A 17675-nucleotide genomic window follows, 5' to 3' on the forward strand; every position below is an offset into this window, starting at 1 on the left:
TTGACTCTGCATGTTAACAAAAAAAACCGGACATCGAAGCAGGTGCTTCGATGTCCGGTTTTTTGTTATGGAGTAAAGAAGTGAGAGCTAAGACTTAACCGCTCAGGTGGTATTTGTCTTACTTCTCTTGTCTATTCTCTTTTGTCTCAAAAAATCAATTCAGGAAGCTCAACCGCAGTTCAGCCAGTTGGTTACGGATCGATGCATCGATCTGTTGATCACCAATGCGGAGAATATATCCACCAATCAGTTTTGGATCAATGGCTTCTTCGAGTTCGATTTGCTTTCCGGTTGCTTTGGCAACGACACCGATAAACTGCTGCCGAATTTCCTCCGTCAGCGGCAGTGTTGTCGTGACCTGAATCTTCTGGATGCCTTTCAGTTCGTTATACTGCCGGACGAATTCGGTAGCGATGCTATCCATGATTCCTTCCCGGTTTTTCTTCGAAATGATGTTGAAGATCGTAAACGATAGCGGATCGACGCGGCTTTCAAAGATCGCCCGCAACACGTTTAGTTTCTTCTCATGACGCAAAATCGGGCTTTTCAGGGCCAGCATCAGGTCGCGGTTTTTACGAACCACGTCGCTGAAAAACAACATATCTTTGTACACCTCTTCGACCTTCTGCTTCTCTTTCGCGAGGTCGATCAGCGATTTAGCGTATCGGAATGCTACTGTAGATTCTGCCATCTTGGAGTGATGAATTAAGAGTTAAGACGGGGCCGCCCGTGCGGTGAAGAGTTGGCTGACGCACATAACTCTTCACTCTTAACTCTCAATTCTTAATTTAGTCGTGCTTCTGCTACCAGGCTTTTAACCAGTTCTTCCTGTGATTTTTTATCGCTCAATTCCTTTTTCAGAATTTTTTCGGCGATGTCCAGCGACAACGTGATCACTTCACGCTTCACTTCGGCGACCATGGCCTGGCGTTCGGTCTGCAATTCTTCGCGGGCTTTCAGAATGATGCGATTGCCTTCTTCCGTTGCCTTATCGCGTGAATCGGCAATAACGCGGTCGGCGGTTTCTTTGGCTCCCCGCAGGATAGCATCCCGTTCGGCGCGGGCTTCGGCCAGCAGTTTCTGGTTGTCGGCCTGCAGTTTCGCCATTTCGATCCGGGTTTTCTCGGCCATATCCAGGGCTTTCTGAATATCGTCTTCCCGTTCTTTCAGGCTTTCCGTAATCGGTGCCCAGGCAAATTTTGATAGAATGAAGTACAGCAGTCCAAAAACGACCACCATCCAGAATAGCAACCCAATGTCGGGAATGAGCAGATCCATTGACGTACGAAATTAGGATATATGAATACGTTGAATTTCTTTTTTTGATTGAAATCAGCCCGTCGGCTGACTAATTCATACCGACGGGCTTTTTCCAGTTTTGTGAGTCGTATGCCAACGCCTAATGCAATCAGCGACCCGGATGCGGTTTCCTGGTTAGCCCAGTGAGATCAGCAGACAAATAACGGCTGCGAACAGAGCCACGGCCTCGATCAAGGCTGCGATGATCAACATCGCGGTCTGAATCCGACCAGCAGCTTCCGGTTGGCGGGCGATACCTTCCATCGCCGAACCACCAATACGGCCAATACCCAGACCTGCACCGATAGCGGCCAGACCTGCGCCAATGGCGGCACCCATTACTGCGAAGCTACCCGTAGCTTCCAGAAGAATAGAGAGCAACATTGCAAACATGCTCGATAAATTGATTTATGGTTAAACAAAAAAATACAAACTAAAAACTCAATGCCCGTGATCGGCTTCGTGACTGTCTTCAATCGCGCTACCGATGTACATCGACGTGAGCAGGGTAAAAATGAACGCTTGCAGGAACGCAACCAGCAATTCGATCAGGTTCATGAAGAGCGAGAAAACGATAATCAGCGGGCTAACACCCCAGCCCATGCCGGAACCGCCCAGGTCATTGGCAATAAAAATCAGGCCTAACAAGCTCAAAATGATGATGTGACCCGCCGTGATGTTGGCAAACAACCGCACCATCAGGGAGAACGGTTTCATGAAAACGCCCACGATTTCGACCGGAATCATGATCGGCAGCAGCGCCACCGGCACGCCGGTCGGCTTGAAAAGGTGAGCCCAGTAATGCTTGTTTCCGCTCAGGTTGACGATCAGGAAGGTGATCACGGCCAGCGTCATTGTGATGGCGATGTTGCCGGTCAGGTTGGCACCACCCGGTAACAGTCCGAGCAGGTTATTGAACAGAATAAAGAAAAACAGCGTCAGCAGGAACGGCAGGTATTTGGCGTATTTCGGGCCGATGTTCGGTTTGGCAATCTCGTCGCGAACAAACAGGATGACGGGTTCCAGAAACGATTGCAGGCCTTTGGGTGCTTTGCCCCGGTTTTTCTCGTAGCCTTTCCGAACGGAGAAAAATACAAGTAAAAGCAGAGCCGCACTCAACAATAGAGAAGCTACGTTTTTCGTGATGGAAAAATCGTAGACCTTAATCGTCTTGTCGGCCTCACCGTTGGCACCGGCGCGGTAAATTTTATTGTGCTCTTTTACGTAACCATTGTAGTTGGCTTCGTGGGCGAAATGGGAAGACGAAAACACATCTAAGCCCTTGTCCTGCGTATACAGAATAACCGGCAAAGGCAGTGTTAATCCGTGCGCAAATTCCCAACCGTGGTCGTCTTTAATGTGGTGCATGATCATGTCGCCCACATTGAATTTCTTCTTCTCCCCGGTTGCGCCGTGGTCGTGATGCTCGTCGTGCTGTGCCGTAACGGCGGCCAACGTGCTCAAAAACAATACAATACTTAAAAATGCTTTACGAATCAGGAAACGAGACATATGAAGTAAATGGTATATATCACAAACCGCGTCGCAAGTTACGACTCAAAATGTAGATTTCAAAGGCTGTGTAAAATATATATAGTGCAAGAAAGTCCAGAATGAACAGTTTCACGCCATCGACTCCCCGCCACAAAAAGAACCCGACAAAAACAAGGCACAGAATCAGCCGGGCCACGATGGTCGCCATGTAAAACGGGATGAATTTTTCGCGATTATTCTGAAAACCAACCTCCATCAACCGGTGAATCAGGAAGGAGATACTGAGAAAAAAAATCAGCATGAACTTCCAGTAGGGATGTAACCAGCGTTCGGCTCCGTACTGTTCGGCTACAAAAAATACAATTGCAAGCAGGGCGGTGGCCCCAAGACTCGGGAGCATATCAGGGTTGTTTGGGTAAACTGCGGATAAAGAGGTACAAAGACGAGCCAATGGCGACCAGCGACAGCACCAGCGTCCAGATGGGTTTCTGGTTGCCCTGCCACTCGTCCAGTTTGATGCCGCCCCAAACGCCCAGACCAATCGTGGCCAACATTTGAAAACCGATCGCGGAGTATTGCACGAACGAGCTGGTCTTGCGGGTGACCTTCCGGAACGGCTTTTCCGGATCGTCGGAATGGGAATTATCGGGTTCCATGCGTCAGGTCTTCGGATTTGGTGTCAGTTATTTCGTATTTTTGTAGGCGTGGCACACTTTTCGATACGGATTTTGCGTCGACGTCGTTACTCTGTAGTGTTGGTTCTGCGAAGGTAGAAAGCCTTCCGTCGGTTACCAAGTATCTTACCATTTTCCATGCAAGGCGGGTTTTTCAACCGATATTTCATTTCTCCATCCGTAGCTGACGGTTTCCGGCTTTTTCTGCTGTGGGTGGTCTTGACGGTTTGGGTCAGTGGCTGTTCGCAATACAGCCAGAAAAAGCTTCCGGTGGCCTATCACAACCTGAACGCCCGCTACAATGCGTACCTCATTGCGCGCGACCGGCTTCGGGAGGTCGAACGTTACCAACAGAAAACCTACCAGGAAAATTACAACCAGCCGCTGCCCATTCTGTTGCCGCTCGATTCCACCAAACTGGAACCCGTGAAAGCGCAACTGGACGACGCCATCAAGAAAGCATCGCTGGTGGCCGAACGCCATCAGAACAGCAAGTGGCTGGACAATAGCTATATTTTGTTGGGAACCGCCCGCATGTATCGCCAGGATTACGGCAATGCGATGGAGGTGTTCAAATACGTGAATACAAAAGGCGAAAGCGAGGACGAAAAGCACGAAGCGTTGATTCTCCTGATGCGGACTTATGTCGAAATCGCTGACTATGCAAATGGGTTGAATGTGGCGGAATACCTTCGCGTTCAGCCGCTTAATAAGGTCAATACGCGGAATTATTATTTAACGAAAGCGTATCTGCACCAGAAAAAACAGGAATATGCCGTGTCGGCGGCTTTGCTGGATGCCACCTTCCCCTTCCTGAAAAAGGGAGAAACCACAGCCCGCTTGCATTTGATTGCGGGTCAGCTCTATGATTTAACCGGCAAATCGGAGAAAGCCGTTGCGCATTATCGCTCAGTGTTACGAAACCGCCCCACCTACGAGCAGTCGTTTTATGCTACGATTTATTCCATTCAGGGCGGACGAACCAGCAGCGAACGGTTTAGCAGGATGCTGAACGACCGGAAAAATATCGACCTGAAAGATAAGATTTATTATACGATGGGTTTGCTGGAAGCCCGAAACGAACGGTATCCGAAAGCCATCGAATACTGGAAAAAATCCATTAAGGAAACGACGACGAACACCCTCCAGATTCCGTATACTTACCAGGAAATGGGGAAACTGTACTTTGAAAAGTTACTGGATTTTCCCACCGCCAAGGCTTATTACGACAGTGCGCTGGCGCTGCTGCCCCAGCAATCGGCCGACTACAAACTGCTGGCCGGTCGAAAAGTGTTTCTCGATGAGTTCGTTGCCCAGCAGCAAACGATTCTGACGGAAGACAGCCTGCAAAAATTGGCGCAGATGAACCCGGCGGCTCTGGACCGTCATCTGGACGAAGCCATCGACCGCAAACTGAAACAGCAACAGGCTTTACTCAAACAGGCGCAGGAAATTGCCGCTCAGGCGTCGAATCGCCCTGCCACCTCGTCCGACATTCCGGCCGACCAGCGGTGGCTTCTGTACAATCCCATCATGATTACGCAGGGAAAAACCGAGTTCACGCAGAAATGGGGCAACCGGCAACTGGAAGATAACTGGCGCCGGAGCCAGAAAGAATCGACGGCGCAACTGGCCGCGGTTGACTCGGCCCCCCAAACCGGTACGGCCCTGAATGCGACGGGGGCCGACGGCTCTGCTCCGGCTACCCTGACGGCCGAAGAGCGAAAAGCGCAAAAAGATGCGCTGTATGCGACCATACCGTTCAGCCCGGAAGCCCGGAACCAATCGAACCAGCGGCTCGAAGACGCGTATTACCGACTGGGGAAATTGTATAAATTTCAGTTCAATCAGCCGGACAAAGCCATTCCGACGTTTGAAACCCTATTGACCCGTTTTCCGAATACTTCCGTGAAACCGGAAGTGTATTACCTGCTAATGGTTTCGAACGACCAGTTGAACCGGCCTTCGACCTGGAAAGACAAACTGCTAACCGAATTCCCGACGTCGTCGTATGCCCGGCAGGTCGGAAAAACCGGCACGAATGGTGCCCCCACGGCGACCGGCGAATCCGAAGCCCAGCGCGTTTATACGGAAATCTACGGACTGTATAAAGCCAACAATCTGAGTGAAGCCCTCAGCCGGGCCGAAACCGCCCTGGGTGCATTGACCGGCAGTTTGATTGAAGACAAGATGGCCGTTTTGCGCGTCATTCTGATTGGCAAAGTGCGCGGTGTGGAGCCTTACCGTCAGGCGCTGATCGAGTTCATCCGCGATTATCCAACCAGTTCATTGCTTCCGAAAGTGCGAGAAATGCAGGTAGCCGCCGAGCAGCAGACGGCCAAGCGAAAGTAACGTTTTTGGTTAAAATGTGTACATTTGACAAAAGCGGAAGTGTATCCCAGTATCAAGTTTAATCCCTGATTCCCCTATGTTTGAGTTACAACCGGGTTTGTATCGACGCCTGATTGCAAGACTCTGGAAATTGACCCTGGCCGGCGTTGTCCTGCTCATTCTGTATATCGTTGCGGTTAGTTTCAATTTTCTGTGGTTGTTTGGCGGAATGCCCAGTCTGAAAGCACTCGAAAACCCGCAGAGTTACCTGGCTTCGGAAATTTATACCGAAGACGGGGTTCTGCTCAGCAAATATTACCTCGAAAACCGGACGCCCATTGAGATTTCCCAGGTTTCGCCCAACGTCATTTCGGCCCTACTGGCAACGGAAGATGCGCGGTTTGTGAAGCATTCCGGAATCGACGCCCGCAGTATTTTCCGGGCGGTCAACGGCGTTCTGACGGGCCGGAGCAGTTCGGGCGGGGGCAGTACGCTCACCCAGCAGGTGGCCAAAAACCTGTTTGAAACCCGGACTGAAAAATTCCGGGGCGTCTTCGGCAGCATTCCCTACGTGCGGGTCATCATCGACAAAACCAAGGAGTGGATTCTGGCGGTACGTCTCGAACGTAACTATACCAAACAGGAAATCCTGATGATGTACCTGAACACGGTATCGTTTGGGAACAACACGTTTGGGATCAAAACAGCCGCCAAGACGTATTTTAACAAGGAACCCTGGCAACTGAACGTCGAGGAAGCAGCCATGCTGGTCGGGATGCTCCAGAATCCGTCGCGGTTCAACCCCCGGCTGTATGAAGACCGTTCGCTCTTACGGCGTAATGTGGTGCTGTTTCAGATGCGGAAATACGGTTTTCTGTCCGACGACCAGTTTGCGCTCTACAAACAGAAACCGATCAAGCTCGATTTTAACATCGAAAACCAGAATACCGGCCGGGCGGCTTATTTCCGTTCCGTTATCAAAAGCGATATTCAGAAGTGGCTGGATGAATACAACGAAGCCCACCCGGACGATGAACTGGATCTGGAAACCAGCGGTCTGAAAATCCGGACGACCATCGACTCCCGCTTGCAAAAAGCCGCCGAAGAATCGGTTTACGAACACATGCGCGAACAGCAGCGGAAGTTCTACGAACACTGGCGGGGCCGGAATCCTTGGACCCAGAAAATCGGCGGTAAATACCGCGAAATACCGGGTTTCATTGAGCAGGTAGCCAAACGAACGCCCCGGTATATTGCGCTGAAACGCGAATACGGCGACGACGAGAAGGCAATCTGGGCCGAAATGCGGAAACCGGTGAAGATGAAGGTATTCGTGTATGGCGGTCGGCGGAACGAGAAAGACACCGTGATGAGTCCGCTCGATTCGATCAAATACTACAAGCGGTTTCTGAATGTTGGTTTCATGTCGATGGACCCGCGCAACGGCCACGTGAAAGCCTGGGTGGGCGGGATCAACTTCAAATATTTCAAATTCGACCACGTTAAACAGGCCAAACGGCAGCCGGGTTCGACCTTCAAGCCGTTTGTCTACCTGACGGCCATCGACAAAAACTTCCTGACACCCTGCGACCGCGTAACCGATCAGCCCGTTCGGTTTGAACCGCAGGAAGACAACAACGGTCCCCGCGCTTGGGTACCGCATAATTCTAACGGCAAGTGGAGCTATCAGCAACTGTCGCTCCGACAGGCGCTAGGTCGTTCGGTAAACTCGGTCAGCGCGTACCTGATCAAGCAGGCCAAATCGGCATCAGTGGTCGAATATGCCCACAAACTCGGTATTGAAAGCAAACTGACCGAAAACCCAACCCTGTGTCTGGGAACAAGCGACGTGTCGGTCTACGAAATGGTGGCGGCCTATTGCACCTTCGCCAATGCCGGTTACCGGGTGAAACCGTTGACGGTTCTGGAGATCCGCGACAAAAACGGTAATTTGTTGAAGAGCTTTTTTGCCGAAAATAAACTGGTCATCAACGCCAATACGGCTTACCAGATGCTGTACCTGATGCGCGGTGCGGTGGAAGATCCCGATGGAACCTCACAACGGCTCCGAACCCAGTATAAACTGCTGGAAGGCGGTAACGAAATTGCGGCCAAAACCGGGACGACTTCCAGCTATTCCGATGGCTGGTTTATGGGCATGACGCAGAATCTGGTGTCGGGCTTGTGGGTGGGTGGCGACGACCGCAGCATTCACTTTCGCGATATGGCACTGGGACAAGGCGCGCGGGTGGCCATGCCGGCCTGGGGCATGTACATGCAGAAGGTCTACGCAGATCCCACGTTGCGACGTTCTTATCCAAAAGTTCCGTTCCGAAAACCCGACGGTTTCAACCTGTCGCTGGATTGTGGCGGTTATGCCATCGACTCCAGCCAGCGGTACATTGCGCCCAAAGTCGTTGAGTCGGAAGAAGAAGAAATTTTGAATTAACGTGTGAGACAAAAGAGGTGAGATAAAAGACAAGAGACTACTCAATCCACTACTACTTTAGTCTCTTGTCTCACCTCTAGCCTCTTTTATCTATTCATGAAAATCCTGCTGGCTCCTGATAAATTCAAAGGCTCACTGACTGCCCGGCAGGTTTGTGACGCCATGACGGAAGGCATTCGGCTCGCTCATCCCGACGCCGAAATCGTGGCCTTGCCGATGGCCGACGGCGGAGAAGGAACCGCCGAAGTGCTGACACAGGCCACCGGCGGGCAATGGATTACGGTTTCGGCTCTCGATCCGTTCGACCGACCCATTCAGGCTTCCTACGGTATTTCCTCCGACCAGCAGACGGCTTTTATTGAAATGTCCCAGGCTTCGGGCCTGCGGCTGCTCCACCGAAATGAGCTGAATCCGCTGAAAGCAAGCACATTCGGCACCGGTCAACTCATTCTGGATGCCATTAGCCGGGGTGTTACGCACCTGGTGCTGGGCATCGGCGGCAGTGCTACCAACGATGCCGGTATCGGTATGGCAGCGGCTTTGGGGTGGCAGTTCCTGGATGATCAGGGTGAACCCGTTACTCCCTACGGTAGGAATCTGGAGCAGATTGCCCAGCTCGTTCCACCGGTTTTGCCCCTGAATCTTTCCGTAGAAGTTGCCTGTGATGTGACCAATCCGCTTTTTGGCCCTACCGGGGCGGCTTATGTGTATGGCCCCCAAAAAGGCGCTTCGGCTGACGATGTTGCGAAACTGGATCAGGGCTTACGGCATCTGGCGCATCGGATTCAGGACCAGTTTGGCGTCGATTTAGCCGATATACCGGGAGCCGGGGCGGCTGGTGGACTGGGTGCCGGTGCGCTGTTTTTTCTGAAGGCTACGCTGAAAGAGGGGGTAAAAGTGGTCATGGAGCAAACCCGCTTCGCGGAAAATCTGCCGGGTACGGATCTGGTGCTGACCGGCGAAGGCAAGATCGACAACCAGACTTTGCAGGGTAAACTCATCAACGGCATTGCGCAGGAAGCCAAAAAGTTTGCCGTGCCGACCGTTGCCCTCTGCGGAACGCTGGAAGCCAAACCGCAGGAGTTGAAGGCCTTAGGACTAACAGCCGCCTTCTCAGTTTTGACCCATCCCCAATCGCTCGACGAAGCGTTATCCGGTGCCTACGACGCCGTCAGGCAGACAACTTTTAATGTTCTTCGTTTGTTAAATAGGAACACGGATTAAACGGATCAGACAGATTAAAACTGATTCTATCCGTGAAAATCCGTTTAATCCGTTACATCCGCGTTCCCATCCCAAAAAATGGCCGAATTCGATTATAAACCAGAACTGGCGAAGGTTCCGCACGAACCGGGCGTATACCGGTATTTTGATGCGTCAGGAGAAGTCATTTATGTCGGCAAAGCCAAGGATCTGAAAAACCGGGTCAGTAGCTATTTTGCCAAATCCAACCAACACGACCGCAAGACCCTCAGACTGGTTAGCCAGATTCGCAAGATCGAATTCACCATTGTCCATACGGAATTTGACGCGCTGTTGCTGGAAAACCAGTTGATCAAGCGGTTTCAGCCCCGGTATAACATTCTACTGCGCGATGATAAAACCTATCCGTTCATCTGCGTCACCAACGAGCGGTTTCCGCGTGTGATCACCACTCGTCGCATCGACCGTAAGATGGGCACGTTTTATGGCCCTTACGCCCAACTCCGACCCATGTATACCCTGCTGGAGATGTTCAGCCAGTTGTTTACGCTCCGGACCTGTAACCTTAATCTGACACCGGAAAACATCGAAGCCAAAAAATTCAAGGTGTGTCTGGAATACCACATCGGGAATTGCAAAGGCCCCTGCGAAGGGCTGGTTAGCGAGGCCGACTACCTGAAAGACATCGATCAAATCCATTCCATTTTGAAGGGGAATGTGGCACCGGCCCAGCAGTATTTCAAAGAACGCATGTTGGAATCGGCCAATCAACTGGCATTTGAGCAGGCCCAGCAATTCAAGGAAAAGCTGAATGTCCTGCAAAATTTCCAAAGCAAATCGACGGTTGTCAACCCCAAGATTTCGGATGCGGATGTGTATACGATTGCCTCGGATGAGTCGGCGGCTTACATCAATTTCATGAAGGTGGTGAACGGGACCATCACCCAGACGAATACGGTGGAGGTCAAAAAGAAACTGGACGAATCCGATATGGATCTGCTGACCATGCTGATTGTCGAATTTCGGACGCAATACGGCAGCGAGGCTAAGGAGATTATCACCAACATTCCGCTGGAGGCCGATCTGAAAGCCGAAATTACCGTACCGCAGATTGGGGATAAGAAGAAGCTGCTCGACATGTCGATGAAGAACGTGTTGTATTTCCGACGTGAACGGGCCGAGCGTGCAGCCGCCGAAGCCACCGGAAATGCCAGCAAAAAAGACCGGGTGCTGATTCGGCTAAAGCAGGATTTGCAGCTCAAGACCTTACCCAACCGCATCGAATGTTTCGATAACTCCAACATTCAGGGAACCAACCCGGTTTCGGCGATGGTTTGTTTCATCGATGGAAAACCGTCACCCAAGAATTACCGTCATTTTTCGATCAAAACCGTTGTCGGCCCCAACGACTTTGCGTCGATGCACGAGGTGGTTTCCCGGCGGTATATCCGCGTGCTGGACGAGCAAAGCGGTCTGCCTGATCTGATTGTGATTGACGGTGGTAAAGGCCAGTTAAGTGCCGCCTGTGAAGCACTGAAGGAGTTGAATCTGTATGGTCAGGTACCGATTATCGGCATTGCCAAACGATTGGAAGAGATTTACTTCCCGGAAGATAGCCTTCCGCTGTATATCGATAAAAAGTCCGAGTCGTTGAAGCTGATTCAGCGCATTCGCGACGAAGCGCACCGGTTTGCCATCACCTACCACCGCGACAAACGCAGCCGAAACAGTTTGATCAGTGAACTGGAAAACATCGAAGGCATTGGCAAAAAAACGGCAGCTAAACTCCTGAAATATTTCAAAGGCGTGAAAAAGATCCGGGAAGCACCGATCGATGACATTGTAACCGTCGTGGGAGCCGACAAAGCGCAGAAAGTCAAGCAATACTTCGAAACGATCGATCAGGTGTGATCAGTAGACAAGAGAATAAAGACGGAACGCTGACTTTTAGTCATAACAAAAAAGGGAGCTTAGGCTCCCTTTTTTGTTATGACTGGATTGGGATTAATATTCCCACAAACCGTGTTCCTGTTCCATCAACTGCTGTTCGAGTTGATATGATTTCAGCAAGCCTTCCCGTTCGCTACCGTACTGACCGATCAGGTCACGGTCTTTTGGGTTCGACACTTTATAAATCCGTCCGTAGAACAACCGCAGATCGAAGGCATCAGCCAGGTTCTTGTGCTGGGCCTGATTCTGTGAGTTATACCAGATGAACTTCTTCGGATCACTGCGGAACAGTTTGTCCAAATCTTTGTATTTAAAATAGGCCACCTGCGTTTCCAGACCCGATGGACTTTTATCGGCCGGAATCACAATGCCGACGGTTTGAATGTCGTAATACAAGCGGGAGCGTTTGCGATCGAAAACCCAATCTTCCTTGATATCCAGAACACTATATTCGTCACTCAGCCGTTCGATACCTGTAAACGGATTCGCCTTTGCCATCGCGCTTGAATCCACTTTTGGCACTTCCGGAACTACCGGAGCGGGTTTTACAGGCTTTTTACCTTTGGTATTTTTAGCCGTTGTCTTTTTCTTGGGAGCGGGGGTTCCCCAGCCATCGTCTACCGGTTTAGCCTTGGCGGTTTGCGGGGCAGGTGTTCCCCAGCCATCATCCGCCGGCTTTTTAGCTGCCGTATTTTTATCCTTAGCAGCATCGCCCCAGCCATCGGTTGCCTTGTCTTCATTGCCAAAACCGGCGGCTCTTTCTTCAGCCGTCAGGGTAGCGCCCTGTTCGGGTGCGGCCAGTTTTTCGGCGAATTTTTCTACCGGCATCGGCGTATTGACAGAATCATTGGGATAAGCAACCAGAACCCCGGCTTTCACGGCATCAATCAGATATTTGGTAATCTGATTGTTCTTGGAAAACATGGCCTGATTCTGCTTTTCGTTCAGATCGACGCGACGCCATAATGTTTTCTTCATCATGACATCATTTTCGTTGATCTCCCGAACCGACAATGGATTGGTTTTCGTATTGTCTCTTTCCTGCGCCTGTGCCACCCCTCCTGCCATTACTGCCAATACAGCAGCTACTGCTACGCTTCCCGCCTGTTTCATGACCTTGTGCTTTTTGCGTTTATTCTTCACAATAACGAACTGATTGTCAGCTATCGTACTGACTAATTCAAATTAATTTGATATACCTTCTGAATGACGGGAACATCACTAATCTCTCCCCGGAAGTTCCGGCGTTCGACCCCTTCAACCTCGATGACATACCGCATCCCTGGTTGGGCATCAGCCGCCAAAGCTCCAACCGACCCCCCGTTTGGCCCTAACGAAACCGGAGCCCCAATGGGGCGGCCGCCCTGCGCCAAACGAACCGTGAAGCCTTTTACCCGGAAATTCGCATCGTCCGGCATAAAGTTTTTAAAGCTTTCATCCGGAATCGCCCGAACCTGAATACTCCGTACACTGGATACCGGCATCCCCCGGCGCTCATCGATTTCGGCCCCACCGGCATATACCCGTAAGGTCGGGCGAGGCACCCGGTTTACCTTGAACTGATTGGTCCCCAACAGGCTACCGCCGTTGTTAACGTTCAGGCTTACCTGAGCCGAACTTGGAATAACCGTAATTTTACCCCGTTCACTGCTGGTTAAAACCGCTGCGCCATTGGCCGTAAACGTTGGGTTCCACAAGGCACCCAACTGCGGACTCTGAATGCTCAATTTGTTGGCACAACCCAGATACAGCGGAGGCATGGAAGCCGTTTCTATTTCGTAAGACGGTTTGGCGACAAAGTATTCCTGATTGAAGTTAACGGTTTTCATGCCGTCCGGTGCCTGATAACTGATCGAACCAACCAGGGAACGTTTGGCCAGCCCACTTTTATCGTAAGTGCCGCCCTGCGCCGTAAACTCAATTTTACCAACACCGTCTTCCACCCGAACCGCACCACCATTCAGGCTCATGCGGGGAGAAATTCCGCTCGACGAAGCTGCCAGGAACATTTCACCCTTGAACTTGGTGCCAGCCACAACCACTTTTGACTCCATGCTGACCCGGGCCAGAATCTTGTCAAACTTGATGTCCTGCGCGCCCACTTTGCTCGCCAGATAGTCCAGGATTTCGCCTTCCATCCGCCGGATGTCCGACTGACGCTGACTCAACACGGCCAAAGCCGCCGGAACCGGTGTTTGCTCAAAGTTCAGTTCAGCAAAATCCTTGTTGCGTTGTTCTTTGGAACGACTGGCGATTGGATCATCTTTGGCATCAGCCGCCAGCGATGTAAATTTGGCGTTGGGATTGTATTTCTGAAGTTGCTGGGTAAACTGGTTCAGCTTTTCTTTCAGTTCATAGGCTTTCCCGTTTTTGCGGCCACCCACCATGATAATCCCAACTTTGTCTTCTTCATTCGGGTTTTTCAGTCGGCCTTCCTCATCGAGTCCGCCCCCCGCTTCCGTGATCAACTGCTGTTTCACGGCTTCCAGTTCATCCACGATTTTGGAGGTCATGGTTCGAACTTCTTCCGCCTGTTTAACAACAGCCACATCGGCGGCCCGGTTTCCTGATTTATCAACGGTGGCCTTGATATTGTCTAACGTGGATTGGTTGATGCGGTTTGCAGAACCCGTCGACGTTTCCAGACTGCTATTCAATAAGATAAATTTCTCCAGTAAAGCCGAACTGACTTGTAAGGCCAGCATCGCGGTCAATACCAGATACATCATCCCGATCATTTTCTGACGGGGTGTTTCTTTTGCGCCTGCCATTAGTTTATGGTAGAGTAACTTGTAATGTAGATAAAAAAGTGTCGCTTAAAGTCTATAGTTGGTATTTAACGATACGATTGTAAGTCGTTAAATACCAACTTTCTTACTTTCAACGATTATTTAGCACCATTTCCGCGCATGGCCGTCAACATACTGCCGTATACGTTGTTGAGTGACGACAGGTTGTTGGTCAATTTTGACATTTCGCTTTTGAACTGCTGCGTGTCACGGCTGGCTTCCGACATGTTTTCCATCGCGCTGGTCAGATTGCCATAAAACGCATTCATGGCTTTCAGGTGCTTGTTGGTATCCTGTAATTCCAGTTCATACACGGCGTTCAGAGCGCCCATACTCTGGGTGATTTTCTGGAATTGCGTACGGTATTCTTTGGCATCCTGCGTTGCATCGGCCATCGCGTTCATCGAAGTGACCGCGACACCATACGATTTGTTCATTTCATTGATAGAACTAGCCGCCTGCCGAACATTCTGGGTGTATTCGTTGGTGGCAATGGTGGCATCCGAAACGTCACGCATTTTGCCAACTGTATCCGTAAAGCTGCGCAAACCCGTTCCCAGTTTTTCAAAAATCTCCGGCGACACTTTCGCATCAGCCAGCATTTTATCCATATTGGCGGTCAAACCGTTGCTTTGCAAAGCCGGGCGACGTTGGGGCAATTCACCATCGTAATCGTCGGATAATTCGGGATAAACCCGCTCCCAATCCGGCTCTTTCTGCGTTTTTTGAGCGAAGGTTTGAAAAGCAAACAAAACGAAGATCGCCACTTCGGTCAGCAGACCAATGGTCAAGATGGTGCCTCCACCCTCCCAGTGCTGAATTTTACCCAGTGCGCCGAGAATAACGACGGCAGCACCCAGACTATACATTGTCGGAAGGATTTTGTCAAAGAAAACACTCGAACCGTTACCGTTCTTTTTAGCCATGATTAAAGCAAAAATTAAATGGGTATTATGTGTTGTGTATAGTTATTAAATCAGGGGTTGAGTCTATTCCATTCCGAAAACGAACCGGATTAACGGCGGGCTCCCCGGGAAGCGGTTCTTCCCTGCAGGTTGTCCATCACACACCGGAAGCCGATGTACGACCGTTTGTTGTTTTCGAGTTCATAATACCGCGTTCCTGTTTCCAGATAATACGCGATATCTTTCCAGGAGCCACCCCGCACCACTTTCCGGGGCTCGTCGGCGTTCTGGTTGTCCGGGTTCATATCCCAAACAATGGCCGATGCGTTTTCGGCGTAGGCATCGCGGGTCCACTCGGCCACGTTGCCGGCCATGTTGTAGAGACCGTAATCGTTCGGATTGTAAGCGTTGGCCGGAGCGGTGTACGGATAACCGTCGGCGTCGAAATTCCCGCGTTGCGGTTTAAAGTTGGCCAGATAACAGCCTTTTCCGTTGGCGACATACGGCCCACCCCAGGGATACTTAGCGGAGTTGTGACCACCACGGGCCGCCCATTCCCATTCTGCTTCGGAAGGCAGACGATACCGGGGAGAAACAAACTGGCCTTCTTTCGTGCGGTAATCGTTGTACAGGTTCGTGCGCCAGGTGCAGAAATACTGGGCTGCCTGCCAGCTTACCCCAACCACCGGATAGGTGTCGAATGCCGGGTGTGAAAAATAGTACTCCAGCATGGGGTCCCCGTTGTGATAGGTGAAGTCGTTTTTCCAAACGGTCGTATCCGGGTAGAATTTCGTCATGATTTCTTCTTCGCCCAGCACCGAAACCGAATCGGTCAGCAAGGCATTGACAAACTGACGGTATTCGTGGTTGGTAATTTCCGTATCATCCATATAGAATGAACTGATCGTTACCCGCCGGTTCATGTTCGTCTGGGTTGCTGCTAAATCTTCATCGGCCTGTCCCATCATAAACGAACCCGACGGAACCAGCACCATACCATAAGGAGTGGTTTGTTTCCAGCCTTTTCGTCCATTGGCAGTGACTTCTCCATTGACAACGCCGACATCCTCGCCCTTGCCTTTTCCACCACCAAATTTTGATTTGATAAACCCGCAACCCTGCATCAGCAGAATCGTTGCCACCACCATCACCCCTCGGGCTGCGTTGCCGGTAAACCACTTGTTACTCATAGTTGTAGGGTACGTTAAAATCTGTTTCGCGTGCAAACCAGTCTTAGAACGAAAATAAAGCATTTTATTGTATACGTACATTTGAATTGATTAAATGCATCTATTATTCAAAAAAAGTACAAACTAACCTGCGATCAGTTCCATCACGTAGCCTACTAATTTTCTCAAAATTATCACTTTGGCCTTTAACAGCCTAACAATAATTACGCCAATCGTAGAAATGGCAACGGAGTAATGAAACGACGTCAGTTTGTGTAGTTGTTCTCTCAATAGCGGAATCGGGGCGTTCTGATGATCGGTTTACGGCCTGAGCGGGGTTCGGGAAGTGAATAAGACAAGAGTATTTCGTGCGACGTCGGGCTTTTCGCATCGCGGTTGCTCACCACAAAATCGAACGCATACCCGAAGCGCAGGGCATTATTCCGGAGTAAACTAAGGCCGGCCGTTGCAGTGAAAGCATCGCCCTGGCGGTAGCCAAAACCGACCCAGTGTCGCTTGTCGTACATGGCCAATGCGCTGACTTCGATCGACGAATACGTTGCGTTGGTGTTGAATTTGTAAATGGCTGATGGCATGATGTCGATGAGTTCATTCCACGCATACCGATACCCCGCCGTCAGGTAAGCAGTCCGGTAAAGTGGGTTGAGGCCCGTGTCGTTGCCTAGTTTAAAATCGGGCTGGGTCAGGTGTTTCATGCTGGCACCAATATAATAGGTGTCGGCATTGTAATAAACTCCCGCGCCCAGATCCGGCTGTGTCTGGTTGACGCGTCCGTTCTGAATCAGCGGATCGCCGGGATCGTTGGGCCGAAACCGGTCATAATTGATCGACCGGTTGTGAATACCACCCTCTGCCCCAAACGAAAGTGTTCCTTTTTTCAGGGGTACCCGAAAAGCGTAGGCGACCTGAACCTTCTGAAATCCCTGTGGACCAAATGTTTCGTTCACCGCGTTTAAACCGATCCCTCCCCGGATTTTATTCAGGGGCATATTGAACGAGAACAATTGGGTACTGGGAGCTCCTCCTTCGTCAAAAGTGCCCTGATAACCCAGGTATTGCGTCCGGTGTACCAACTGAAACCGGGTCACCCCTTCCGAACCGACTGCGGCTGGATTGTAGTAGACCGGATTGAACATGTACAAGCTAAACTGCGGATCCTGATCCTGAGCCTGAACGCCCAATGCCATCATGAAACAGGCTAAACCAAGCAGGACAACGTAAAACTTACGATTCATATACTATCAGAACAATCACCAGACTAATTTCAGAAAGCGGCCGAACGGATCAACCGCCCGATCAGTTGCCAAACCTGCTTAAGCGCATGTTACCTATTAAACGGAGATTTTCCAAAAATATTGGTATAAAAAAAGAGACTCCATTAAACTCCGATT

The 17675-nt window shown here is 50.7% G+C and carries 15 protein-coding genes; 4 read left to right on the forward strand and 11 right to left on the reverse strand.

Translation table 11 applies throughout. The features are described 5' to 3' along the window. Window positions 1–154 precede the first annotated feature (154 nt). The 6 genes from atpH to DUE52_RS01240 form a co-directional block, all read right to left on the reverse strand. On the reverse strand, window positions 155–691 hold the full coding sequence (gene atpH / locus DUE52_RS01215; RefSeq protein WP_114404106.1) for an ATP synthase F1 subunit delta: 537 nt from the start codon (window positions 689–691) through the stop codon (window positions 155–157). Between the two features lie 92 nt (window positions 692–783). Beyond that, window positions 784–1278: a F0F1 ATP synthase subunit B gene (atpF, locus tag DUE52_RS01220; RefSeq protein WP_114404107.1), complete on the reverse strand. Its 495-nt coding sequence runs from the start codon at window positions 1276–1278 to the stop codon at window positions 784–786. Between the two features lie 156 nt (window positions 1279–1434). Further along, on the reverse strand, window positions 1435–1692 hold the full coding sequence (gene atpE / locus DUE52_RS01225) for an ATP synthase F0 subunit C (RefSeq protein WP_114404108.1): 258 nt from the start codon (window positions 1690–1692) through the stop codon (window positions 1435–1437). A 48-nt stretch (window positions 1693–1740) separates the two neighbouring features. Then, window positions 1741–2811, reverse strand: a complete 1071-nt coding sequence (atpB, locus tag DUE52_RS01230; protein ID WP_114404109.1) for a F0F1 ATP synthase subunit A — start codon at window positions 2809–2811, stop codon at window positions 1741–1743. A gap of 19 nt (window positions 2812–2830) precedes the next feature. Then, a complete protein-coding gene (locus DUE52_RS01235; RefSeq protein ID WP_114404110.1) occupies window positions 2831–3193 on the reverse strand; it encodes a hypothetical protein in 363 nt (120 codons plus the stop codon). A 1-nt stretch (window position 3194) separates the two neighbouring features. Continuing rightward, window positions 3195–3449, reverse strand: coding sequence for an AtpZ/AtpI family protein (locus DUE52_RS01240; protein ID WP_114404111.1), 255 nt, complete (start codon window positions 3447–3449; stop codon window positions 3195–3197). 156 nt (window positions 3450–3605) lie between these two features. Between DUE52_RS01240 and porW the strand changes: the two genes are divergently transcribed. The 4 genes from porW (at window position 3606) to uvrC (ending at window position 11361) form a co-directional block, all read left to right on the forward strand. Further along, the gene (gene porW / locus DUE52_RS01245; RefSeq protein WP_114404112.1) at window positions 3606–5819 is read left to right on the forward strand and encodes a type IX secretion system periplasmic lipoprotein PorW/SprE; all 2214 of its coding nucleotides are present in this window, start codon (window positions 3606–3608) and stop codon (window positions 5817–5819) included. Window positions 5820–5895: 76 nt separating this feature from the next. Further along, on the forward strand, window positions 5896–8247 hold the full coding sequence (locus DUE52_RS01250; protein WP_114404113.1) for a penicillin-binding protein 1A: 2352 nt from the start codon (window positions 5896–5898) through the stop codon (window positions 8245–8247). 96 nt (window positions 8248–8343) lie between these two features. After that, entirely contained in the window at window positions 8344–9471 is a 1128-nt protein-coding gene (locus DUE52_RS01255) for a glycerate kinase (protein WP_114404114.1), read from the forward strand. Between the two features lie 78 nt (window positions 9472–9549). Further along, the gene (uvrC, locus tag DUE52_RS01260; protein WP_114404115.1) at window positions 9550–11361 is read left to right on the forward strand and encodes an excinuclease ABC subunit UvrC; all 1812 of its coding nucleotides are present in this window, start codon (window positions 9550–9552) and stop codon (window positions 11359–11361) included. A 93-nt stretch (window positions 11362–11454) separates the two neighbouring features. Here the strand turns inward: uvrC and porN are convergent, their stop codons facing one another. The 5 genes from porN to DUE52_RS01285 all read right to left on the reverse strand — a co-directional run bounded on the left by porN (window position 11455) and on the right by DUE52_RS01285 (window position 17519). Further along, the gene (gene porN / locus DUE52_RS01265; RefSeq protein WP_114404116.1) at window positions 11455–12513 is read right to left on the reverse strand and encodes a type IX secretion system ring subunit PorN/GldN; all 1059 of its coding nucleotides are present in this window, start codon (window positions 12511–12513) and stop codon (window positions 11455–11457) included. 62 nt (window positions 12514–12575) lie between these two features. Then, the gene (gene porM, locus DUE52_RS01270; protein ID WP_114404117.1) at window positions 12576–14171 is read right to left on the reverse strand and encodes a type IX secretion system motor protein PorM/GldM; all 1596 of its coding nucleotides are present in this window, start codon (window positions 14169–14171) and stop codon (window positions 12576–12578) included. Window positions 14172–14287: 116 nt separating this feature from the next. Next, the gene (gene porL / locus DUE52_RS01275; RefSeq protein WP_114404118.1) at window positions 14288–15115 is read right to left on the reverse strand and encodes a type IX secretion system motor protein PorL/GldL; all 828 of its coding nucleotides are present in this window, start codon (window positions 15113–15115) and stop codon (window positions 14288–14290) included. A gap of 89 nt (window positions 15116–15204) precedes the next feature. Beyond that, window positions 15205–16284 carry a T9SS ring complex lipoprotein PorK/GldK gene (gene porK / locus DUE52_RS01280; RefSeq protein WP_114404119.1) on the reverse strand — a complete coding sequence of 360 codons (1080 nt, stop codon included), beginning with the start codon at window positions 16282–16284 and terminating at the stop codon, window positions 15205–15207. A gap of 266 nt (window positions 16285–16550) precedes the next feature. Then, complete coding sequence (locus tag DUE52_RS01285; RefSeq protein WP_114404120.1) at window positions 16551–17519, reverse strand: PorP/SprF family type IX secretion system membrane protein; 969 nt, start codon at window positions 17517–17519, stop codon at window positions 16551–16553. Window positions 17520–17675 lie beyond the last annotated feature (156 nt).

The organism is Larkinella punicea (assembly GCF_003334855.1).
Lineage (GTDB): Bacteria > Bacteroidota > Bacteroidia > Cytophagales > Spirosomataceae > Larkinella > Larkinella punicea.

Coding starts and splice junctions, on each gene's coding strand:
- porK (WP_114404119.1), bottom strand. CDS start 16,284: ATGAGTAACAAGTGGTTTACCGGCAACGCAGCCCGAGGGGTGATGGTG.
- porW (WP_114404112.1), top strand. CDS start 3,606: ATGCAAGGCGGGTTTTTCAACCGATATTTCATTTCTCCATCCGTAGCT.
- porM (WP_114404117.1), bottom strand. CDS start 14,171: ATGGCAGGCGCAAAAGAAACACCCCGTCAGAAAATGATCGGGATGATG.
- porL (WP_114404118.1), bottom strand. CDS start 15,115: ATGGCTAAAAAGAACGGTAACGGTTCGAGTGTTTTCTTTGACAAAATC.
- atpH (WP_114404106.1), bottom strand. CDS start 691: ATGGCAGAATCTACAGTAGCATTCCGATACGCTAAATCGCTGATCGAC.
- DUE52_RS01285 (WP_114404120.1), bottom strand. CDS start 17,519: ATGAATCGTAAGTTTTACGTTGTCCTGCTTGGTTTAGCCTGTTTCATG.
- atpF (WP_114404107.1), bottom strand. CDS start 1,278: ATGGATCTGCTCATTCCCGACATTGGGTTGCTATTCTGGATGGTGGTC.
- atpE (WP_114404108.1), bottom strand. CDS start 1,692: ATGTTTGCAATGTTGCTCTCTATTCTTCTGGAAGCTACGGGTAGCTTC.
- porN (WP_114404116.1), bottom strand. CDS start 12,513: ATGAAACAGGCGGGAAGCGTAGCAGTAGCTGCTGTATTGGCAGTAATG.
- DUE52_RS01250 (WP_114404113.1), top strand. CDS start 5,896: ATGTTTGAGTTACAACCGGGTTTGTATCGACGCCTGATTGCAAGACTC.
- DUE52_RS01255 (WP_114404114.1), top strand. CDS start 8,344: ATGAAAATCCTGCTGGCTCCTGATAAATTCAAAGGCTCACTGACTGCC.
- atpB (WP_114404109.1), bottom strand. CDS start 2,811: ATGTCTCGTTTCCTGATTCGTAAAGCATTTTTAAGTATTGTATTGTTT.
- DUE52_RS01240 (WP_114404111.1), bottom strand. CDS start 3,449: ATGGAACCCGATAATTCCCATTCCGACGATCCGGAAAAGCCGTTCCGG.
- DUE52_RS01235 (WP_114404110.1), bottom strand. CDS start 3,193: ATGCTCCCGAGTCTTGGGGCCACCGCCCTGCTTGCAATTGTATTTTTT.
- uvrC (WP_114404115.1), top strand. CDS start 9,550: ATGGCCGAATTCGATTATAAACCAGAACTGGCGAAGGTTCCGCACGAA.